We start from the raw sequence: 19,168 nt of genomic DNA, 5'->3' as shown, positions 1-19,168 counted from the left end.
CTCATGGCTGCGCGCCGTCGGCGGCCCGGCAGCAGCCGGCTTCGAGCGCGTGCAGGCGATCGAACTCGCGCTGCGCAGCCGCCGTGTCCTCGGGGCCACCGCTGCCGGCGACCGAAGCGTCGCCACAGGCCGCCAGGCCCGCCGCCAGCATCAGGCACGACCAGACCCGCCACGCGCCCGCCGGGCGCCGCTGTTCCCCACGCTGCATATCCCCGCCCCCGTTCGTTACCGTCCGTGCCGGCGCCAGCGCCGGTGCGGGCAAGCTAGCGGGACGGCGTGACAGGCCGGTGGCGACGTACGCGCGGACGCCGCGCGCTCAGGCTTCGACGCGGCTGCCGGGCGGCGGCGCCACAACGAGCGGCACCGCGGGGGCATCGTCGGGGGTGTCGTCGAGCGCGTCGAGCGGCAGCAGGTCGCGGCCGGACGCGCGCCAGGCGTCGAGGCCGCCGAGCAGCGGCCGCACGTCGCTGAAGCCGAGCGCGCGCATGCGCTGCGCCATCTGCGCCGCGGAAATCTCGTTCGGGCACGCGCAATACAGCACCACGGTGCGGTCGCGCGGCAGATCGGCGAGCGCCAGTTCGAGCACGTCCGGCTCCGGCGTGCTGGCGCCGGGAATGCGCCAGGGGTCCTGCTCGCGGTTCGGCGCCGAGCGCACGTCGATCAGCAGCGGCGGCGCCTCGGCCTCCATCAGCGCGTGCAGTTCGTCGACCGAGATGCGGCTGGCGCGCAGCGCGCGCAGCAGACGCTGGCGCCGCCAGACGCGCTGGGCGATGAAGACCGCGAGCACCAGCAGGACCACGCCGCCGAGACCGACGCCGGCGTTCTGCAGCCAGGCCAGCAGCGCGTCGACCTGGCCGGCGAGCAGCGCGCCGAGCGCGAGCCCGCCGCCGACCCACAGCGACACGCCGGCCAGATCGTGCGCCGCGAAGCGGCGGAACGGCACGCGCGACAGGCCGGTCATCGGCACCGAGACGACCGCCAGCCCCGGCAGGAAGCGGGCGACCAGCAGGATGCGCACGCCGCGCCGCGCGAAGAAGGTTTCCGTGCGCCGCACGCAGGTATCGCGCGACAGCGACAGGCGGCACAGCACGCGCAGCACGCGAAAGCCGTAGCGGCGCCCGGCCAGATACCAGACCGCGTCGCCGGCGAAACCGCCGGCGACCGCGGCGGCGAAGGTCGCGGCCAGCAGCGCCGCCGCGTCGGCGCGACCGACGGCGACGCTGCCGGCATAGATCAGCGCCGGCATCGTCGGCACCGGCAGGCCGAGCGCGGCGCCGCTCACGCACAGCGCCGCCAGCAGCGGCGCGAGGATCGTCGGGGACAGGGCGTCGAGCATGAAGAACGGCGGCGGCGGCGGGACGCGCAGTATTGCACCGCGGGGCGCGCGCAGGACGACGGCGGCGCCATGACGTGGGTCAAGGTGCCCGCGGCCGCCGGGGCGCATGTTGAGCTACCGCCACTGCCCCTGCCGGAGAGCCCTGATGTCGAGCGACAAGACCGAGATGCCTGCGGAAAGAAACCTTTACGCGGCGCTCGGCGGACACGCGGCAGTGGTCGCGCTGATCGACGCGTTCTACCGGCGCGTGCTGGCCGATCCGCTGCTGGCGCCGTACTTCAAGGGCGTGCCGCTCGAACGCCTGCGGCGCATGCAGTACGCGTTCTTCTCGGCGGCGCTCGGCGGCCCGGAAGACTACAAGGGCCGCGTCATCGCCCACGCGCACCAGGGCATGCATATCAGCCGCGAGCACTTCCAGCACTTCGTCGACCATCTGTTCGAGACGCTGTCGCGCCTGCCGCTGGACGAGCAGGATCGCTACGACATCATCGCCCGCATCAACCTCTACGCCGACGACGTGATCGGCGTCGGCTCGGACTTCAGCGACTGAGCGCCGCGCGGCGCGCCCTAGAACTCGAACGCTTCGACGCTGCGGCGCTCGCCGCGCAGGAAGGCGTCGGCGACGTGCCGCAGCGGAGCGAGATCGACGTCGCTTTCGCCGGCGGCGATCAGCTCGGCGAAGCGCGCGTACAGGCCGCGGTACTCGGCCTCCGCCGGTAGCGTCTGGGCGACGCCGTCGATTTCCAGCTCGCTGCCGCCGCGGCCGATGCGCAGCGCGCCGCCGTCGGTCTCGACGACGATGTCCCAGGTCTGCGGACCGCTCTGCAGGAAATCGAACGAGGCGCGAATGACGGTGTCCTCGCCGTCGATGAACGCCAGCTCGGCGGCGATCGGCGCCTGGCGGTTGAGCGGGAAGTCGAGCGTCGCGCCGGTCAGGAAGAACGCGCGCGGCAGGATGCGCGTGACGATCGACAGCGCGTTGATGCCCGGATCGAACACGCCGAGCCCGCCGGGCGCGAAGATCCAGTCCTGGCCCGGATGCCAGACGCGCACGTCCTCGCGCCAGTCGACGCGCACGCGGTGGATCGCGCGGCCCTGCAGCCAGGCGCGGGCCGGCTCGACCGCCGGCGCGTAGCGCGAATGCCAGCTCGCGAACAGCGTGCGCCGCTGCGCGCGCGCCAGCGCCGCCAGATCCTCGACCTCGCTGAGCGTCGCGCCTGGCGGCTTTTCGAGAAACACATGGCGGCCGGCGAGCAGCGCGGCGCGCGCCTGCGCATGGCGGCCCTGCGGCGGCGTGCACAGCGCGACCGCCTCGATGCCCTCACCGCCGGCGAGCAGCGCGTCGATGTCGCGGTAATGGGCGATGCCGTCGACGCTGGCGTTACGGCTCGCCGCCGCGAGCAGCCGGAACGCCGGCGTCGCGGCGATCGCCGGCAGGTGCTGGTCGCGTGCGATCTTGCCGACGCCGACGATGCCGAGTCTGATCATGAAGGGTGCCGCCCGTTGGGAAGGACGCGCGCATCATAGCGGCGCGTCCTTGCCCGCGACCGCTCAGCGCTGCGGCGCGATGCGCCAGACGCGGCCACCGGCGTCGTCGCTGACCAGCAGCGCGCCGTCGCGGGCGACGGCGACGCCGACCGGGCGGCCCCAGACGCCGTCGTCGGCATTGACGAAGCCGGTCATGAAATCCTCGTAGCCGCCCGACGGCCGGCCGTCGCGCAGCGGCACGCGCACCAGCTTGTAGCCGGTGCGCAGGCTGCGGTTCCACGAGCCGTGCAGCGCGACGAAGGCGTCGCCGCGAAACGCCGCCGGAAAGCGCGCGGCGCCGGACGCCGCTTCGTAGAAGACCAGGCCGAGTGCCGCCGAGTGCGCCTGCAGCGGCACGTCGGGCATTGTCACCTGATCCTTCAGATCCGGGCGCACGCCGGCATGGCGCGGGTCCTCGTGCGCGCCGAGGTAGTACCAGGGCCAGCCGTAGAACGCGCCTTCGCGCACGCTCGTCACGTAGTCGGGCACCAGATCGTCGCCGAGTCCGTCGCGCTCGTTGACCGCGCACCAGGGCAGGCCGGTCGCCGGCTGCAGCGCCAGACCGACGCAGTTGCGCAGGCCGTTCGCGTACGGACGCAGCCCGCCGCGGCCGAGCGCGTCGGTGACCATCACCGTCGCGCGGCCGGCTTCGCTGCCCCAGGCGGCGCCGGTTCCGCGCGCGCGCTCCCAGTCGCGCAGCGCCGCGCCGCTCAACGCCGTTTCGCCCTCGGCGACGTTCGAGCCGGAGCCGATCGAGACGAACAGGCGGCTGCCGTCGGCCGAGAATTCGAGATCGCGCGTGCTGTGGCCGCCGCTGCTGTCGCTGAGGCGGGCGACGATCGTCTCCGGCCGCTCGCGCGCGGCCAGCTCGCCGCTGCGGTAGGCGTAGCGCACGACGGCATTGTTGGTGGCGACGTACAGCCACTGCGGCTCGCCGCTGGGCGGATAGAAGGCGAGACCGAACGGCCGGTCCAGGCCTTCGGCGTAGACCGCGCTCGTTTCGGCGCGTGTCGCGCCGTCGGCGGCACGCAGCACGCGCACGCGGCCGGCGGCGGTCTCGGCGACGAACACATCGCCGTTCGGCCCGACGCGAATGCGGCGCGGCGCCGCCAGATCCTCGGCCCAGGCGCTGACCGCGAAGCCATCCGGCACTACCGGCAGCGCGCCGTCCGGGCGCGCGGCGATGCTCGCGCGATTGCGCGACGACGGCGTCGCGTACGGCGCCGCCAGCGCCACCAGATCGATGCGATGCGTGCGCCCCGGCGCGTCGCCGCGCCAGTCGCCGGCGCGCTCGCGCGCCGCGGCGGCACCGGCGTCGGCCGCGCCGCCGGCGGCGCCGTGCTTCGTCGCCAGAAAGGCAATCAGCGCGTCGCGCTCGGCCGCGTCGGGCACCGCGACCGTCATCGCCGTTCCCGGCACCTGCCGCGTCGGCGCGGCGAGAAAGCTCGACAGCGTCGCCGCGTCCCAGCGCAGCTGCGATGCCTTCAGCGCCCGCGTGTAGGGGTAGCCCGGCACGCTCGCGGCGGCGCGGCCGACGACGCCGCCGAGATCGGGACCGATCGCGCCGCCCGGCGTATCGCCGGCGGCGTGGCACAGCGCGCAATGGCGCTCGAACAGCGCGCGCCCGCGCGCCGCATCGTCCGCCGCCGATGCCGGCGAGGACGTGCCGAACGCGGCGACGAACAGCAAGGCAAACGCGAACGGCGGAGCAATGCGCGAGGCGGTCATGGCGACATCGGCGGCGGCGGGGGATGGCCAACAGTAGCCGATGCCCGCCGCCGGACGACAGGCCCCGCGCCGCGAACCGGCGCCGCCGTCAGAGGCAGGTCAGCAAGACGGCGGCTTCGGCCAGCTCGATCAGCGCTCCGGCGACGTCGCCGGTGAAGCCGCCGAGGCGGCGCAGCGCCAGCGCGCGCACGAAAAAGCCGACGCCGGCAACGGCGAGCAGCGCCGCCCACGCGCCGCAGGCCAGCGCCGGCAGCGCCGCGAGCGCGGCGACGCCAAGCAGCGCGCGGCGATCGGCCTCGCGCGCCAGCGCCGCGCCGAGCCCGCCGTCGCGCACGTACGGCGTGCTCGCGAACAGCACCGGCACCGCGGCGCGCGCCAGCAGCGGCGCCAGCAGCAGCGCCGGCAGCGCCGCGCCGGACGCCAGCAACGTCTGCAGCGCCGCGAACTTCAGCAGCAGCACGAGCACCAGCATCACGACCGCCGCGCTGCCGGCGCGCGGGTCCTTGAGGATCGCCAGCGTGCGGGCGCGATCGCCGTGTCCGCCGAGCCAGGCGTCGGCGCAGTCGGCGAGTCCGTCGAGATGCAGCAGCCCGGTCAGCAGCGCCCACAGCGCGAGCAGCAGCGCGGCGCGCGGCGCCGGCGGCAGCGCGGACGTGAGCCACGCCGCCAGCAGCAGCGCCGCGCCGACGACCAGCCCGACCGCCGGATACCAGTACAGCGAACGCCGCTGCGCCGCGGCGTCCGGCGGGCGTGACAGCGACAGCGGCAGCCGCGTCAGGAACTGCAGCGCGACGCAGAACGGATGCGGCGGCAGGTTCACGGCGCGATCGCGGCGAGGCGCAGGCCGTCCGCCGCCGCGTGCGCGTCGAAGGCGAGGCAGGCGCCGTGCGGCACGTCGATCTGCGCCAGCGCCGCCAGCGGCAGGCCGTCGCGCCGCGCGCAGGCGACGCGCAGCGGTCCGCCGTGCGTGACGAGCAGCGCGTCGGCGCCGTCGGCGACGACGGCGGCGAGCGCCGCGAGCACGCGCGCCTGCAGCGCCGGCAGGGTTTCGCCGCGCGGCGGCGGATGCGCGAGCGGATCGCGCCAGAACGCGGCGAGCGCCTGCGGCTCGCGCGCGTGCAGCGCCGCCACCGGCTCGCCGTCCCAGGCGCCGAAATCGAGTTCGGCGAGCCGCTCGTCGAACGCCAGCGGCAGGCCGTGCGCGGCGGCGTAGGCGCGCGCGAAGGCGGCGCAACGCCGGCGCGGCGAGCTGAGCACGCGCGCCCAGCGCCCGCCACGCGTCGCCGCGCGCATTTGCGCGAAGCCGCGCGCGCTCAGGCGCGGGTCGCTGCGGCCGAGGTAGCAGCCCGGCTGGCGCGTCTCGCCGTGGCGCAGCAGCGTCAGCCGCGTCATGCGCCGGCGCCGGCGACGCCGGCCTCGGCGAAGGTCGCCATGCCGGCGTGCAGCGCGCAGGCCAGGCGCAGCAGCGGCACCGCCAGCGCCGCGCCGCTGCCTTCGCCGAGGCGCAGGCCGAGATCGAGCAGCGGCTCGGCGCCGAGCGCGGCGAGCAGACCGGCATGGCCGGGCTCGGCCGAGCGGTGCGCGTACAGCAGCCACGGCGCGCAGGCCGGCGTCAGCCGCGTCGCGACCAGCGCCGCGGCGGTGGCGATGAAGCCGTCGACCAGCACCGGCACGCCGCGCTGCGCGCAGGCGATGAAGCTGCCGGCCAGCGCGGCAATCTCGAAGCCGCCGAGCCGGCGCAGCGCCTCGCGCGGCGCGGCCAGCGCCGCGCCGTGCAGCGCCAGCGCGCGCTCGATGACCGCGGCCTTGTGCGCGACGCCGCGCGCGTCGAGTCCGGTGCCCGGCCCGGCCAGCTCGCGCGGCGGCCGCCCGAGCAGCGCGCAGGCGAGCGCGGTCGCGCTGGTGGTGTTGGCGATGCCCATGTCGCCGCCGACGAACAGCTCGGCGCCGGCCGCATGCGCGCGACACGCGGCGTCGCCGCCGCAGCGCAGCGCCTCGTGCAGCTGCGCCGCCGTCATCGCCGGCTCGCGCGCGAGGTTGGCGGTCGACGGCGCGATGCGGGCGCGGCGCACGCCGGGCGCGCGGCTGGCGGCGACGGTGCCGAGGTCGATCACTTCCAGCGTCGCGCCGAGCTGCGCGGCGAGCACGCTGATCGCGGCGCCGCCGGCGGCGAAGTTGTCGATCATCTGCGCCGTCACCGCCTGCGGAAAGGCCGACACGCCTTCGGCGGCGACGCCGTGGTCGGCGGCGAACACGCTGATCCACACCGTGTCGAGCTGCGGCCGCTCGCGGCCCTGCAGCGCCGCCAGCCGCACCGCCAGCGCTTCGAGCGCGCCGAGCGAACCCGGCGGCTTGGTCAGCTGTGCCTGGCGCGCGCGCGCCGCGGCGGCGCAGGCGGCGTCGGGCGCGGCGATCGGCCGCTGGTCATCGGCGTCGGCGCACGTCTGCATCAGAGGCTCCCCTTGAGCGCCAGCGGCAGGCCGGCGACGGTCAACAGCACGCGCTCGCAGCGCTCGGCGAGACGCTGGTGCAGCACGCCGGCCTCGTCGACGTAGCGCCGCGTCAGCGCGCCGAGCGGCACGACGCCGAGGCCGGTTTCGTTGGCGACGAGGATCAGCGTGCCGGGCAGCGCCGGCACGGCGTCGAGCAGCGCCTCGCGCTCGCGCTCGACGCCGGCCGCGTCGGCCTCGCAGAGCAGATTGGTCAGCCACAGCGTCAGGCAGTCGACGATCACGACGCGCCCGGCCGCCGCCTCGCGGCGCAGCGCCGCGGCCAGCGCCAGCGGCGCCTCGACCAGCGTCCAGTGCGGCGGCCGCCGCGCGCGATGCGCGGCGATGCGTGCACGCAGCTCGGCGTCGCCGTGGTCGCGCGCGGTGGCGATGTAGCAGACCGGCGCGCCGGCGGCGCCGGCCAGGCGCTCGGCGAGCCGGCTCTTGCCGGAGCGCACGCCGCCGAGGATCAGGGTCTTCATGACGAGGCTCCGCTGCAGTCCGCGAACAGTCGCGGCAGATCGAGATGCGTTTCCAGCGCGTCGGCGAGGCGCTCGATCGCCGCCTCGCGCAGCGCCTCACGGTCGAGCGGCGCGGCGCCGGCGAGGCCGGCCCAGGCGAGCAGCGCGGTGCAGGCCGCGGGCGTGTCGAACAGGCCGTGCAGGTAAGTGCCGGCGATCTGGCCGTCCTCGCTCAGCGCGCCGTCGGCGCGGCCGTCGTCCAGCTGCGCGAACGGCCGCGCCAGCGCCGGGCCGGCGCTGACGCCGGCGTGAATCTCGTAGCCGCGCAGCAGCGTCGCGCCGTCGCCGAGACCCAGGCGGCCGGCGACGTTGCGCAGCTGCTTGTCGGCGGCCAGCCGCGTCGTCAGCGCCAGCCAGCCGAAGCCCTCGGCACTGCCGGGCGGACCTTCGAGACCGAGCGGATCGTCGATGCGCGTGCCGAGCATCTGCAGGCCGCCGCAGATGCCGAGCACGCGGCCGCCGTAGCGCAGATGGCGGCGCAGATACGCGTCCCAGCCCTGCGCGCGCAGCTGCGCCAGATCGCTGCATACCGCTTTCGAGCCGGGCAGGATCACCAGATCGGCCGGCGGCGGCGTCTGCTGCGGACCGACGTAGCGGAAATCGACCTGCGGGTGCGCACGCAGCGCGTCGAAGTCGGTGTGATTGCTGATGTGCGGCAGCGCCGGCACGACCACGCGCAGGCCGTCGCCGCTGCCGCCGGCGTCGAGCGCGTCCTCGGCGTCGAGCGCCAGGCCGTGCAGGTACGGCAGCACGCCGTAGACCGGCAGGCCAGTCTGCGCCTCCAGCCAGCGCAGGCCCGGTTCGAGCAGCGCCGCATCGCCGCGGAAGCGGTTGATGACGAAGCCGCGCACGCGGGCGCGCTCGCTGGCCGAGAGCAGCGCCAGCGTGCCGACGATTTGCGCGAACACGCCGCCGCGGTCGATGTCGGCGATCAGGATCACCGGGCAGTCGACGGCTTCGGCGAAGCCCATGTTGGCGATGTCGTGCGCGCGCAGATTGATCTCGGCCGGCGAGCCGGCGCCTTCGACGACGATCGCCTCGTATGAGGCCGCGAGCCGCGCGTACGAGGCCAGCACCGCGTCGCGGGCGACGCGCTTGTAGTCGTGATAGGCGCGCGCGTCCATGTTCGACAGCGCGCGGCCGTGGACGATGACCTGCGCGCCGGTATCGCTGTTCGGCTTGAGCAGGATCGGATTCATGTCGGAACTCGGCGCGATGCCGGCGGCCTGCGCCTGCAGCGCCTGGGCGCGGCCGATCTCGCCGCCGTCGGCGGCGACCGCGCTGTTCAGCGCCATGTTCTGCGGCTTGAACGGCGCCACGCGCACGCCGCGCCGGCGCAGCACGCGGCACAGGCCGGCGACCAGCGTGCTCTTGCCGGCGTCCGAGCTGGTGCCCTGGACCATCAGCGTGCGCGCGCTCATGCGGCCAGCGCCTCGCGCGTCGCCGCGTGCAGCGCCGCGTCGAGCCGCGCCCAGCCGTCGGGCGGCGGCAGGCCGAAGCGCAGCCCGGCCGGGCTGCGCGCGGCGACGGCGTACAGGCGCGTCAGCACCGCGCGCCGCGCCAGCGCCTCGTGCACGGCCGGCGCGGCCGGCGTCGGGCACCACTGGAACAGCGCGCAGCCGCCGGCCGGCGCCAGGCCGTTCGCGTGCAGCAGCGCCGCGAGCCGCGCCGCGTCCGCTGCGAGACGGCGGCGCGCGGCGGCCTGCCAGGCGCGGTCGCGCAGCGCCGCCGCGGCGATCACGCGCGACGGCCCGGCCAGCGGCCACGGCCCGAGCGCGTCGGCCAGCCGCGCGCGCAGCGCGGCGCAGGCGGCGACGAAGCCGACGCGCGCGCCGGCGAGACCGAAGAACTTGCCGAGCGAGCGCAGCACGATCAGGCCGTCGCGCCGCGTCGCCTCGGCCGCCAGGCTGGTCTCGGTCCCGGCGTCGATGAAAGCCTCGTCGACGATCAGCCAGCCGCCACGCGCGGCCAGCGCCGCATGCCAGCCGAGCAGGGTCGCGGCGTCGAAGCGCGTGCCGTCCGGATTGTTCGGGCGGGCGACGACCAGCACCTCGCAGTGCCGCGCCGCGTCGGCGCATTGCGCGGCGTCGACCGCGCGCAGCGCGTGCCCGGCGCCGTGCCAGCAGTGCGCGTGCTCGCCGTACATCGGCGCCAGCACCGCGACGCGCGAGCGCGGGCGCAGCTGCGGCAGCCGCTGGATCGCTGCCTGCGAACCGGCCACCGGCAGCAGCTCGGCGCCGTAGGCTTCTCGCGCCGCGGCGCCGAGCCCGTCGTCGTCGTCCGGCAGCGCGTGCAGCGCCGCCAGCGCGGCGTGCGCGACCGCCGGCGGCGGCGTCCACGGCTGCGGATTGAGGCCGGTCGACAGATCCAGCCATTGCGCCGGCGCCTGGCCGTAGCGCGCCGCCGCGGCGCGCACGCGTCCGCCGTGCTCAAGCATCGCGCGCACCGCCGCCGAACGCCGCGAGCAGCGCGCCGCCCAGCGCCAGGCCGGACGCGAGCAGCAGCCACAGCGCCAGCGTGCGCGCGACCAGACGCAGCGCGCGCTCGATGCCGGCCGCGTCCGGCGCGGCGCCGGCGCCGAGCGCCGGCCGCGCCTTCCACACGCCGCGGTAGTGCGCGCCGCCGCCGAGCGCGAGCCCGAGACTGCCGGCGCCGCTGCTCATCACCGGCCCGCCGTTCGGGCTTTCGCAGGCCGGCGCCTGCTGCCGCCAGCAGCGCAACGCCGCGCGCGTGTCGCCGAGCACGGCGTAGCTGAGCGCGGTGAGGCGCGCCGGCACGTAGTTCAGCACGTCGTCGAGGCGTGCCGCCGCCCAGCCGAACGCGCGCAGGCGCGGCGTGCGGTAGCCCCACATGGCGTCGAGCGTGTTGACGAGGCGATAGACGAGCGCGCCCGGCGCGCCGGCGACGGCGAACCAGAACAGCGCGCCGAACACGGCGTCGTTGCCATTCTCGAGCACCGATTCGGTCGCCGCCGCGGCGACACGCGGCGCGTCGAGATCCTGCGGGTCGCGGCTGACCATCGCGCCGACGCGCGCGCGCGCCGCCGGCAGATCGCCCGCCTGCAGCGCGACGGCGACGCGCCGCGCATGCTCGCGCAGGCTGCGATGGCCGATGCAGGCGTACAGCAGGGCGACGCCGACGCTGAAGCCGAAGACCGGCACCGCCGCGAGCGCGGCGGCGGCCGCCACCGGCGGCACGACGAGCAGCAGCAGCGCGACGACGCCGCGCGCGCGGCGCGCGCGACCGCGGTTCAGCCAGGTTTCGGCGCCGGCGGCGAGACGACCGTACGCAACCAGCGGATGGCCGCGGCTCGGTTCGCCGAGCGCCGCATCGAGCGCGATCGCGAGCAGCATCGCCAGCGCCGTCGCCGTCAGCCCGCTCATGCGCACGCTCCGAACAGGCGCGCCGTCGCCGCCGGGTTCGACGCGAAGTAGAAATGCACGTACGAGGCGGTCAGTGCGCCGCAGCGGTAGATCGACTCGCCGGCCGCGCCCTGCGCGTCCTGCGCGCGCAGCGCCGGCGTCAGCGCGGTCTCGAGCGTCGAGTAGTGGAAGCTGTGGCCGCGCAGGACGCCGGCGCCGAAATCGGCCTGCTGCAGCGCCAGCGCCTGCAGGCGCGGCTGCATCGTCGCCGTCGCGTCGAGCAGACCGGCGAGCGCGTGCGCGACGCCGTCGCGGTCGACCAGCGCGCGGCAGACCGTCATCAGCCCGCCGCATTCGGCGAGGATCGGCCGGCCGGCGGCGTGATGCGCGCGCAGCGCGGCGAGCAGCGCATGGTTTTGCGCGAGCCGCGCCGCGTGCAGCTCCGGGTAGCCGCCGGGCAGCCACAGCGCGTCGCAGTCCGGCAGCGCGGCGTCGTGCAGCGGCGAGAAGAAGCGCAGCTCGGCGCCGAGCGCGCGCAGGCAGTCGAGATTGGCCGGATAGACGAAGCCGAGCGCGGCGTCGCGGGCGACGGCGATGCGCCGGCCGGCGAGCCGCGGCGGCACCGCCGGCGCGGGCGCCGGCGCGGCGAAGCGCACGCGCGGCAGCGATTCGAAGTCGAGGGCGGCGCCGAGCGCATCGGCGGCAGCGTCGAGACGCGCGTCCAGATCGGCGATCTCCGCCGCCTGCAGCAAACCCAGATGCCGCTCCGGCAGCGCATAGCGGGCATCGCGCGGCAGATGGCCGCGCCAGGCGATGCCGTCCGGCAGGCCGGCGCCGAGCAGCTGTGCGTGCCGCGCGCCGCCGACGCGGTTGGCAAACACGCCGTGGAACGGCAGGCCGTCGCGATAGCGCGCCAGGCCGCAGGCGAGGGCGGCGAAGGTCTGCGCCATCGCCGACGCGTCGATCACGGCCAGCACCGGAATGCCGAAGCGCTGTGCCAGATCGGCGCTCGACGGCGTGCCGTCGTAGAGGCCCATCACGCCTTCGACCAGCAGCAGATCGGCCTGCGCCGCCGCCGCGTACAGAAGCGAACGGCAGCCGGCCTCGCCGACCATCCACAGATCGAGCGGATGCACCGGCGCGCCGCTCGCGCGTTCGAGCAGCATCGGATCGAGAAAGTCCGGGCCGGTCTTGAACACGCGCACGCGGCGGCCCTCGCGCACGGCGCGGCGCGCCAGCGCCGCCGTCACCGTGGTCTTGCCCTGGCCGGACGCGGGCGCGGCGATCAACAGCGCGCGGCAGGCAGCGCTCACAGCTCGATGCCCGGTTGCGCCTTGATGCCGGCCGCGAACGCGTGCTTGAGCGCGCCCATGTCGGTGACGGTGTCGGCGGCGGCGATCAGTTCCGGCGGCGCGGCGCGGCCGGTGACGACGACGTGCTGCAGCGGCGGCCGCGCGGCGAGCGCGGCGACGACTGCGTCGACCTCGAGGTAGCGGTGCTTGAGCGCGATGTTGAGCTCGTCGAGCACGACCAGCCCGAGCGCCGGATCGCACAGCATCTCCCGCGTCACGTCCCAGGCGGCGCGCGCGGCGCGAATGTCGCGCTCGCGGTCCTGGGTCTCCCAGGTGTAGCCCTCGCCCATGACGTGATAGCGGACCTGGGCGAAGCGCCGGAAGAAGCGCTCCTCGCCGGTCTGCCAGCGGCCCTTGATGTACTGCACGACGCCGACCTGCATGCCGTGGCCGAGCGCGCGCGCGACCATGCCGAATGCCGACGAACTCTTGCCCTTGCCGTTGCCGGTCAGCACCAGCAGCACGCCGCGCTCGGTCTGCGCGGCGGCGATCCTGCCGTCGACGACCGTCTTCTTGCGCTGCATGCGCGCGCGGTGGCGCGCGTCGAGGCCGGCTTCGTCGCTCATGACGTCGCGCGGATCACGGCTTCGGCAGCTCGTCGTGCGTGCCGCGCCATTGCGGCAGCAGCGCGGCGGCGGCGACGTGCAGCAGCGCGATCAGCGCCAGATACGCCGGCGTGACGGTGACGAAGTTGACGTAGTAGCGCGCGAAACGCTGCAGATACTCGGCCAGGTTCGGCTCGGCGTAGCGGCCGCCGAGCCAGTAGAACGAGCCGTTCGAGATCAGATAGGCGAGCTGGGTGGCGACGATCGCCGCCGCGGCAAAGCGCAGCAGCGTCGGCAGACGGAAGCGGTAGCCGCGACGCAGCCATGCGCCGGCCAGCCACAGCACGCCGTGCGTCGGCACCAGGAAGGCGTAGGCCGGCGTCACGCAATAGTTGCTGATGCCGAGATGCCGGATGACGACGTAATCGATCGCGACCGATTCGAGCATCAGCGCGGCAAACACCGCGAGACCGCGGCGACCGGCGAAGTAGAAGCCGCCGGCGAAGAACGTCGCCCACGACGCGTCGGGCAGTTGCGCGAAGTGCGCGTAGCGCGTGCTCAGCATCAGCAGCGCGAGCAGGCCGAAGATCGTAAGCGCCGCGGGACGGCTCAGATTCAAGGTGCTGTTCATGTGGACCTCCTGTCGAGCAAGAAGGCCCGGCGCCACGGGCGGCGCCGGGCCGCAGGTATCAGCCGGCCGGCGCGTAGCGCACGGTGAAGAACCAGCCGGTGCCGAGCGAGCCGTAGCCGGACGCGGTCTGGTAGTCGTGATCGAGCAGGTTCGCGGCCTTGAGCTGCAGGGTCCACGCCGGCCGCACGCGCCAGTCGGCGCGCAGGTCGAGCGTCGCATAACCGCCGAGCTTCACCGTGTTGGCGGTGTTGTCGTAGCGCTCGCCGGACGCGAACACCGTGCCGCCGAGCGAGACCGCGCGCCAGTCGTAGTCGAGATCGACGCGCGCCGTCTGCCGGGCGCGGCGCGGCAGCGCCTTGCCCTTGCTGGCGCCGTCGCTGCGGTTCTCGGCGTCGAGCCAGTTCAGATACAGCTGCGAGCGCAGCGCGCCGTGCTGCGCGCCGAGCTGGGCCTCGGCGCCGAGGATGCGCGCCTCGCCGATGTTGTCGGGCGCACCGTAGTCGCCGACCAGCGGGTTGTAGACGATCAGCTGGTCGACCGTCGTGCGGTAGCCGTTCAGCGCCCAGTTCCAGCGGCCGCCGTCGAAGCGGTAGTCGCCGCCGGCGCTGAGCTCGACGCTGTGCGCGCTTTCCGGCGCGAGCGCCGCGTTGCCGTAGCCCGGGTAGTAGAGATCGTTGAAGCTCGGCGCCTTGAACGCCGACGCGTACGAGACGCCGGCATGCAGGGCCTCGGACCAGCGATAGGCGTAGGCGAGCGCGCCGGTGTCGTGCGTGCCGTACTGCTGGTTGTCGTCGTGGCGGCCGCTCAGCTGCAGCTCGTGGCCGGCGCGGCGCAGCTGGTACTGCGCGAAGACGCCGGTGTTGTCGCGCGTATCGACCGCATAGGCGGTATCGCCGCCGACGCGGTCGTGTGCGAAGTCGACGCCGGCGCTGAGCGTCTGGCCGGCGCCGAGACGCAGATCGTTCTGCCAGGAATAGCTGTCGCGATAGGTGTCGATCGAACCGCGGTTGCGGGTCAGGCCGCCCATGTAGTCGTCGACCGGCGTGTCGTGGAACGAGTCGCCGAAGTCCTGGCTCTGGCCGGCGCCGAGCGTCACATCCCAGAACGGCAGCGGCGCGAAGCGCGCGCGGCCGCCGAACAGCTGCTGGCGGTTGTAGGCCTCGTTGCTGTAGCTGCCGTCGTATTCGTTGTGGCTGTCGGCGCGCAGGTAATGCGCGTCGAGCGTCGCGCCGTTGGCGAAGGTCCAGCCGGTGTTGAGGCTGCCCGACGCGCTGCGGAAGCCGTCGTGATCCGGCTCGTCGCCGGCCGGCTTGACGTTGATGCCGTCGGTCGTCGACGCACTGAGGCCGACGCTGTACCAGCCGCCGCGGCCGTAGCCGCCGCGCACGCTGCCTTCGGCCTTGCCGCTGCCGTAGTTGCCGCCGCCGAGCGAGAACGCCGGCGTCGCCGCGCCGCCGGCGCTGCCGCGCCGGGTGAAGATCTGGATCACGCCGCCGATCGCCTCGGAGCCGTACAGGCTCGAACGCGGGCCGCGCACGATTTCGATGTGGTCGATCAGATCGACCGGAATCTGCTCGTAGGCCGTGGTGCCGAGCGTTGCCGAACCGGCCTTGAGACCGTCGATCAGCACGACCAGGTGATCGCCGTTGGTGCCGCGCATGAACAGCGAACTCGCCTTGCCGGGGCCGCCGTTGCGGACGAGGTTGACGCCGGGCAGGCCGTTCAGCAGTTCGGGCAGATCGCGCGGCTGCAGGCGATCGATGTCCTCGCGGGTGATGACGGTGACCGGCGCCTGCGTCTCGCCGGCTTTCTCGGCGACGCGGCTGGCGGTGACGATGATGGTGTCCGGATCGGCCGCGGCCACTTCGAGCGGTGCGGCGGATTGGGCGTAGGCCGGCGCGAGACCGGCGGCGATGAGTGCAACGAGCGCCTTGTTGAAAGGCATGGACAGTCTCCCGGTGCCGTCGCCCCACGCGACGGCCAGTGGTCTTGGGTCGAAGACCGCGGGAGAAACCTTCGGGCAGGCGCGACCGGGAACGGATCTCGCCTGTTCCGGCAGCGCCCACCGCGAGCCTTCACGTGATCCGGGCCGGTATCCGGGCTCGCGGTTTTGTCGATCCGCGCCTTCCCATGTCGGATGACACAGTGGCTCGTTGCGGACGACGACACGCTTACCGTTGCGGGGGCAGCGCCGGCCTGGTCGTCGCGGCTAGGCGAACGACGCACCGGCTTCCCGTTTAACCGCACCGCCGGTGAAAGGCGGCGCGGCACCTGGAACGGCGCGCACTGTATGCGAGCGCGCGCGGCGGAACAAGCGCCGACCGGACGAGGCGGCGCCGCGCCTACAATGCGCCGCCTCCATCATCCCGCGCCGCCATGATCACGCTCTACGGCATCAAGAACTGCGACACCGTCCAGCGCGCCCGCCGCCGTCTCGACGACGAAGGCATCGCCTACCGTTTCCACGACTTCAAGACCGAAGGCCTGAGCGCGGCGCTCGCGCAGCAGTGGCTCGACGCGCTCGGCGTCGACGTCGTCGTCAACCGCAAGGGCACGACCTGGCGCCGCCTCGACGAAGCGACGCGAGCCGGCCTGAGCGCAGCGAACGCCGCCGCGCTGCTGGCGCGCGAGCCCTCGCTGGTCAAGCGTCCGGTGATCGCTTGGCCGGGCGGCGTCCTCGCCGGCTTCGCAAAAAGCGACGAGGACGCGATCGTCGCGCGCCTGCGCGGCTGAAGCGCCGCGGACGCAGCAGCGCGGCGGCGCTTCAGACCATGCCGCCGTTGGCGCGCAGCACCTGGCCGTTGATCCAGCCGCCGTCGGGGCCGACCAGAAACGCGACGCTCGCGGCGATCTCGTCCGGCGTGCCGAGCCGTTCGAGCGGGTTGAGACGGGCGAGGCGCTCGATCAGTTCCGGCGACTTGCCGTCGAGGAACAGCTCGGTCGCGGTCGGCCCCGGCGCCACCGCGTTGACGGTGATCGAGCGGCCGCGCAATTCCTTGGCCAGCACCCCGGTCAGCGCCTCGACCGCCGCCTTGGTCGCCGCGTAAATGCCGTAGCGCTCCATGCGCAGGCCGAGCACGCTGCTCGAAAAGCTGACGATGCGGCCGCCGTCGCGCAAACGCCGCGCGGCCTCGCGCAGGCCGTTGAACGTGCCCTTGAGGTTGATCGCGATCTGGCGCTCGAACAGCTCGTCGCCGGCCTCGCCGATCGCCGCCAGCTGCATCACGCCGGCGTTGTTGACGAGGACGTCGATGCCGCCGAACGCGGTCTCGGCGGCGTCGAACAGCTGCGTGACCGCGGCCGGGTCGGCGACGTCGGCGCGCACCGCGCGGGCGCGGCCGCCGGCGGCTTCGATCTCGTGCATGAGCGTTTCGGCGGCGGTCCGGCTGCCGGCGTAATTGACGACGACGGCGTAGCCGTCGTGCGCGAGGCGGCGGGCGACGGCAGCGCCGATGCCGCGCGCGGCGCCGGTGACGATGGCGACGCGGGCGTTCGCGGCCGACGCAATCGGGGAGGGGTTCATGGCGGTGCTCCTGTGGGGGAATGGCCTCGCGGCCGACGCAGTACAGGTTATGAATTCACGCGCTCCGGATAATCCTGCAGAATCCGCGAAGACTTTCCGGATTTTCCGAACAACAGGGCCGCGATGGACCGGATCGACGCGATGCGTCTCTACACCCGCGTGGTCGAGCGCCGCAGCTTCACGCTCGCCGCCGAGGACCTCGGCCTGCCGCGCTCGACGGCGACCGATGCGATCAAGGCGCTCGAAGCGCGGCTCGGCGTGCGCCTGCTGCAGCGCACGACCCGCCACGTGCGGCCGACGCTCGACGGCGAGGCCTACTACGCGCGCTGCCTGCAGCTGCTCGACGAGTTCGAGGACGCCGAGTCGGCGTTCCACGGCAAGAAGCCCGGCGGCCTGCTGCGCGTCGACGTGCACGGCACGCTGGCGCGCCGCTTCGTGCTGCCCGGCCTGCCGCGCTTCCTCGCCGAGTACCCGGAGCTGCAGCTGTACCTGAGCGAGGGCGACCGCCTCGTCGATTTGGTGCGCGAGGGCATCGACTGCGTGCTGCGCGTCGGCACGCCGAGCGAGCCGGAAATGGTCGCGCGCCGCGTCGCGACGCTCGCCGAAGTCAGCTGCGCCGCGCCCGGCTATCTCACCCGGCACGGCGTGCCGGCCTCGCCGGACGCGCTCGACGGCCACCGTATGGTCGGCTTCCGCTCGTCGGCGAGCGGGCAGCTGCTGCCGCTCGAATTCACCGTCGACGGCGTCGTGCAGACGCGCCTGCTGCCGGCGACGGTCTCCGTCAACGGCGCCGAGAGCCTGGTCGCCGCCGCGCGCCTGGGCCTGGGCCTGATCCAGGTGCCGCGCTACCACGTCGAGGACGATCTGCGCCGAGGCACGCTGGTCGAGGTGCTGCCGCAGCATCCGCCGTCGCCGTCGCCGGTCTCGCTGCTGTACCCGCGCAACCGGCATCTGTCGCCGCGCGTGCGCGTGTTCATCGACTGGGTGGTGCGCGCGTTCGAGGCGCAGCCGGACAGCGACGGCGTGGCGCGCGTCACGACCTGAAGCCCGGCAACGGCGCGCGACTCCTGCGCAGCGCGCACGCCGTGCCCCGGACTTCGGCGCCCGGACGTCGGCCCGGCGCGCCTCAATGGCGCCGGAGCCGCGCGCTCAGTGCGCCGTCGCGCGCCAGGCGAACGACACGCGCGCGGTCCGCCCGGGCGCGACGGTCACGGTCGCGGTCTGCTCCTGCTCCGCGTAGCGCGCACGCACGACGTAGCGGCCCGGCGGCAGGTCGGCGAGCAGGTAGGGACCGTCGGTGACGACGTCGAGCAGCGTCGCGCCGCCGACTTCGCTGACGCTGACCGGGATCGACGCGAGAAACACGCCGTGGCCGTCCTCGTTCGCTGACAGCGTCAGCGCCAGCGAGTAGCGCGCGGCGGCAGCCTGGATCGCGGCCGCCTCCTCGCTGCCGACGCCGCCGGACAGATACGGCACGCCGCCCTGCACCCGGACCGGCGGCAGCGCCGGATCGCGTGCCGCGGTGCCGGCGTCCGTTGCGGGCGCCAGCGCCGGCGCCGCGCTCGGCGGCGCGGCCGCCGCCTCGTTCGCCGCCTCGTTCGTCAGCTGCGACCAGCTCAGCGCGAGGCGCTGCGGCCGGCCGGCGACGAGCCGGACGACGCGCGTCCGCGTCTCGCCGCCGTAGCGCGCCGCGATCTCGTAGCGGCCGGGCGGCAATTGCACCAGCAGATACGGGCCGTCGCTGACGACGTCGAGCAGCGTGCGCCCGGCATCGTCACGGATCGTCAGCGGCACCGTCGCCAGATAGACGTCGCGGCCGCCGCTGCGCGCCGACAGGCTGATGCTCAGCGCGAACTGCTCGCGCGCGGCCTGGATCGCCGCGGCTTCGTCGCTGCCGATGCCGCCGGACAGATAGCGGATCTCGCCCTGCGTCTGCAGCGGCGGCAGCGCGGCCGCGGGCGAGGCCGCGGCGACCGACGACAGCATGACGGCGAGCAGCGCCGCGCCCACCCACGCGCGCACCAACGTGCCTTTCCCGGCCATGGCGGAACTCCTGCGACGTCCTGTCGAAACCCGAGGATGCGGCAAGCCGGCCGCGCCCGCCAGCGACGGCCGGCCGCGGCCCCGGTGCGCGCGCCGGCCGGCCGGCACCGC

Annotated in this window: 20 protein-coding genes and 1 riboswitch; of the genes, 3 read left to right on the top strand and 17 right to left on the bottom strand. The window is 74.6% G+C overall.

The genetic code is table 11. The features are described from left to right. Position 1: 1 nt before the first annotated feature. Both H149_RS23025 and H149_RS19330 read right to left on the bottom strand, forming a co-directional pair. Positions 2–208, bottom strand: coding sequence for a hypothetical protein (locus H149_RS23025; protein WP_154654587.1), 207 nt, complete (start codon positions 206–208; stop codon positions 2–4). Between the two features lie 108 nt (positions 209–316). Then, positions 317–1,336, bottom strand: a complete 1,020-nt coding sequence (locus H149_RS19330; protein WP_020648016.1) for a DedA family protein/thiosulfate sulfurtransferase GlpE — start codon at positions 1,334–1,336, stop codon at positions 317–319. 145 nt (positions 1,337–1,481) lie between these two features. Here H149_RS19330 and H149_RS0101800 point away from each other — a divergent pair, with 145 nt between their 5' ends. Further along, positions 1,482–1,886, top strand: coding sequence for a group I truncated hemoglobin (locus H149_RS0101800; protein ID WP_020648015.1), 405 nt, complete (start codon positions 1,482–1,484; stop codon positions 1,884–1,886). Positions 1,887–1,903: 17 nt separating this feature from the next. Here the strand turns inward: H149_RS0101800 and H149_RS0101795 are convergent, their stop codons facing one another. The 13 genes from H149_RS0101795 to H149_RS0101735 form a co-directional block, all read right to left on the bottom strand. Beyond that, complete coding sequence (locus H149_RS0101795) at positions 1,904–2,824, bottom strand: Gfo/Idh/MocA family protein (protein WP_020648014.1); 921 nt, start codon at positions 2,822–2,824, stop codon at positions 1,904–1,906. A 63-nt stretch (positions 2,825–2,887) separates the two neighbouring features. After that, complete coding sequence (locus H149_RS0101790; protein ID WP_020648013.1) at positions 2,888–4,591, bottom strand: PQQ-dependent sugar dehydrogenase; 1,704 nt, start codon at positions 4,589–4,591, stop codon at positions 2,888–2,890. A gap of 88 nt (positions 4,592–4,679) precedes the next feature. Then, positions 4,680–5,411, bottom strand: a complete 732-nt coding sequence (locus tag H149_RS0101785; RefSeq protein ID WP_020648012.1) for an adenosylcobinamide-GDP ribazoletransferase — start codon at positions 5,409–5,411, stop codon at positions 4,680–4,682. Further along, positions 5,408–5,983 carry a histidine phosphatase family protein gene (locus tag H149_RS0101780; RefSeq protein WP_020648011.1) on the bottom strand — a complete coding sequence of 192 codons (576 nt, stop codon included), beginning with the start codon at positions 5,981–5,983 and terminating at the stop codon, positions 5,408–5,410. The genes H149_RS0101785 and H149_RS0101780 overlap by 4 nt, the downstream gene beginning before the upstream one ends. Further along, a complete protein-coding gene (gene cobT / locus H149_RS0101775) occupies positions 5,980–7,041 on the bottom strand; it encodes a nicotinate-nucleotide--dimethylbenzimidazole phosphoribosyltransferase (protein ID WP_020648010.1) in 1,062 nt (353 codons plus the stop codon). The genes H149_RS0101780 and cobT overlap by 4 nt, the downstream gene beginning before the upstream one ends. Next, on the bottom strand, positions 7,041–7,562 hold the full coding sequence (gene cobU, locus H149_RS0101770; protein WP_020648009.1) for a bifunctional adenosylcobinamide kinase/adenosylcobinamide-phosphate guanylyltransferase: 522 nt from the start codon (positions 7,560–7,562) through the stop codon (positions 7,041–7,043). Before cobU ends, cobT begins: the two co-directional genes overlap by 1 nt. After that, positions 7,559–9,022, bottom strand: a complete 1,464-nt coding sequence (locus tag H149_RS0101765) for a cobyric acid synthase (protein ID WP_020648008.1) — start codon at positions 9,020–9,022, stop codon at positions 7,559–7,561. Before H149_RS0101765 ends, cobU begins: the two co-directional genes overlap by 4 nt. Further along, positions 9,019–10,038, bottom strand: a complete 1,020-nt coding sequence (cobD, locus tag H149_RS0101760) for a threonine-phosphate decarboxylase CobD (RefSeq protein WP_039747728.1) — start codon at positions 10,036–10,038, stop codon at positions 9,019–9,021. Before cobD ends, H149_RS0101765 begins: the two co-directional genes overlap by 4 nt. After that, positions 10,031–10,984 carry an adenosylcobinamide-phosphate synthase CbiB gene (gene cbiB / locus H149_RS0101755; RefSeq protein WP_020648006.1) on the bottom strand — a complete coding sequence of 318 codons (954 nt, stop codon included), beginning with the start codon at positions 10,982–10,984 and terminating at the stop codon, positions 10,031–10,033. The genes cobD and cbiB overlap by 8 nt, the downstream gene beginning before the upstream one ends. Then, positions 10,981–12,276, bottom strand: a complete 1,296-nt coding sequence (locus tag H149_RS0101750) for a cobyrinic acid a,c-diamide synthase CobB (RefSeq protein ID WP_020648005.1) — start codon at positions 12,274–12,276, stop codon at positions 10,981–10,983. The genes cbiB and H149_RS0101750 overlap by 4 nt, the downstream gene beginning before the upstream one ends. Next, the gene (cobO, locus tag H149_RS0101745) at positions 12,273–12,881 is read right to left on the bottom strand and encodes a cob(I)yrinic acid a,c-diamide adenosyltransferase (RefSeq protein WP_020648004.1); all 609 of its coding nucleotides are present in this window, start codon (positions 12,879–12,881) and stop codon (positions 12,273–12,275) included. The genes H149_RS0101750 and cobO overlap by 4 nt, the downstream gene beginning before the upstream one ends. Positions 12,882–12,894: 13 nt before the next feature. Beyond that, the gene (locus tag H149_RS19325) at positions 12,895–13,491 is read right to left on the bottom strand and encodes a hypothetical protein (protein WP_020648003.1); all 597 of its coding nucleotides are present in this window, start codon (positions 13,489–13,491) and stop codon (positions 12,895–12,897) included. 58 nt (positions 13,492–13,549) lie between these two features. Further along, positions 13,550–15,436 carry a TonB-dependent receptor domain-containing protein gene (locus tag H149_RS0101735; protein WP_020648002.1) on the bottom strand — a complete coding sequence of 629 codons (1,887 nt, stop codon included), beginning with the start codon at positions 15,434–15,436 and terminating at the stop codon, positions 13,550–13,552. A gap of 125 nt (positions 15,437–15,561) precedes the next feature. After that, positions 15,562–15,782, bottom strand: a riboswitch (cobalamin riboswitch). A gap of 85 nt (positions 15,783–15,867) precedes the next feature. Here H149_RS0101735 and H149_RS0101730 point away from each other — a divergent pair. After that, positions 15,868–16,224, top strand: coding sequence for a Spx/MgsR family RNA polymerase-binding regulatory protein (locus H149_RS0101730; protein ID WP_020648001.1), 357 nt, complete (start codon positions 15,868–15,870; stop codon positions 16,222–16,224). A 31-nt stretch (positions 16,225–16,255) separates the two neighbouring features. On the opposite strand, the gene H149_RS0101725 is transcribed toward H149_RS0101730, so the two are convergent. Beyond that, positions 16,256–17,014 (bottom strand): SDR family oxidoreductase, encoded by a 759-nt coding sequence (locus H149_RS0101725; protein WP_020648000.1) that lies wholly within the window; start codon positions 17,012–17,014, stop codon positions 16,256–16,258. 123 nt (positions 17,015–17,137) lie between these two features. Between H149_RS0101725 and H149_RS0101720 the strand changes: the two genes are divergently transcribed. After that, the gene (locus H149_RS0101720; protein ID WP_020647999.1) at positions 17,138–18,058 is read left to right on the top strand and encodes a LysR family transcriptional regulator; all 921 of its coding nucleotides are present in this window, start codon (positions 17,138–17,140) and stop codon (positions 18,056–18,058) included. 105 nt (positions 18,059–18,163) lie between these two features. Here H149_RS0101720 and H149_RS0101715 read toward each other — a convergent pair whose 3' ends face one another. Next, on the bottom strand, positions 18,164–19,057 hold the full coding sequence (locus H149_RS0101715; RefSeq protein WP_020647998.1) for a carboxypeptidase-like regulatory domain-containing protein: 894 nt from the start codon (positions 19,055–19,057) through the stop codon (positions 18,164–18,166). Positions 19,058–19,168: the final 111 nt, after the last annotated feature.

Origin of the sequence: Solimonas variicoloris DSM 15731 (assembly GCF_000382285.1) — a bacterium.
Classification (GTDB): domain Bacteria; phylum Pseudomonadota; class Gammaproteobacteria; order Nevskiales; family Nevskiaceae; genus Solimonas; species Solimonas variicoloris.
Note: the sequence above shows the minus strand (reverse complement) of the source record. Positions and strands in the feature narration are given on the sequence as shown.

What these genes read in the sequence shown, in the direction of transcription:
- H149_RS23025 (WP_154654587.1), bottom strand. Translation starts at nt 208, where the DNA reads ATGCAGCGTGGGGAACAGCGGCGCCCGGCGGGCGCGTGGCGGGTCTGG.
- H149_RS19330 (WP_020648016.1), bottom strand. Translation starts at nt 1,336, where the DNA reads ATGCTCGACGCCCTGTCCCCGACGATCCTCGCGCCGCTGCTGGCGGCG.
- H149_RS0101800 (WP_020648015.1), top strand. Translation starts at nt 1,482, where the DNA reads ATGTCGAGCGACAAGACCGAGATGCCTGCGGAAAGAAACCTTTACGCG.
- H149_RS0101795 (WP_020648014.1), bottom strand. Translation starts at nt 2,824, where the DNA reads ATGATCAGACTCGGCATCGTCGGCGTCGGCAAGATCGCACGCGACCAG.
- H149_RS0101790 (WP_020648013.1), bottom strand. Translation starts at nt 4,591, where the DNA reads ATGACCGCCTCGCGCATTGCTCCGCCGTTCGCGTTTGCCTTGCTGTTC.
- H149_RS0101780 (WP_020648011.1), bottom strand. Translation starts at nt 5,983, where the DNA reads ATGACGCGGCTGACGCTGCTGCGCCACGGCGAGACGCGCCAGCCGGGC.
- cobT (WP_020648010.1), bottom strand. Translation starts at nt 7,041, where the DNA reads ATGCAGACGTGCGCCGACGCCGATGACCAGCGGCCGATCGCCGCGCCC.
- cobU (WP_020648009.1), bottom strand. Translation starts at nt 7,562, where the DNA reads ATGAAGACCCTGATCCTCGGCGGCGTGCGCTCCGGCAAGAGCCGGCTC.
- H149_RS0101765 (WP_020648008.1), bottom strand. Translation starts at nt 9,022, where the DNA reads ATGAGCGCGCGCACGCTGATGGTCCAGGGCACCAGCTCGGACGCCGGC.
- cobD (WP_039747728.1), bottom strand. Translation starts at nt 10,038, where the DNA reads ATGCTTGAGCACGGCGGACGCGTGCGCGCCGCGGCGGCGCGCTACGGC.
- cbiB (WP_020648006.1), bottom strand. Translation starts at nt 10,984, where the DNA reads ATGAGCGGGCTGACGGCGACGGCGCTGGCGATGCTGCTCGCGATCGCG.
- cobO (WP_020648004.1), bottom strand. Translation starts at nt 12,881, where the DNA reads ATGAGCGACGAAGCCGGCCTCGACGCGCGCCACCGCGCGCGCATGCAG.
- H149_RS19325 (WP_020648003.1), bottom strand. Translation starts at nt 13,491, where the DNA reads ATGAACAGCACCTTGAATCTGAGCCGTCCCGCGGCGCTTACGATCTTC.
- H149_RS0101735 (WP_020648002.1), bottom strand. Translation starts at nt 15,436, where the DNA reads ATGCCTTTCAACAAGGCGCTCGTTGCACTCATCGCCGCCGGTCTCGCG.
- H149_RS0101730 (WP_020648001.1), top strand. Translation starts at nt 15,868, where the DNA reads ATGATCACGCTCTACGGCATCAAGAACTGCGACACCGTCCAGCGCGCC.
- H149_RS0101725 (WP_020648000.1), bottom strand. Translation starts at nt 17,014, where the DNA reads ATGAACCCCTCCCCGATTGCGTCGGCCGCGAACGCCCGCGTCGCCATC.
- H149_RS0101720 (WP_020647999.1), top strand. Translation starts at nt 17,138, where the DNA reads ATGGACCGGATCGACGCGATGCGTCTCTACACCCGCGTGGTCGAGCGC.
- H149_RS0101715 (WP_020647998.1), bottom strand. Translation starts at nt 19,057, where the DNA reads ATGGCCGGGAAAGGCACGTTGGTGCGCGCGTGGGTGGGCGCGGCGCTG.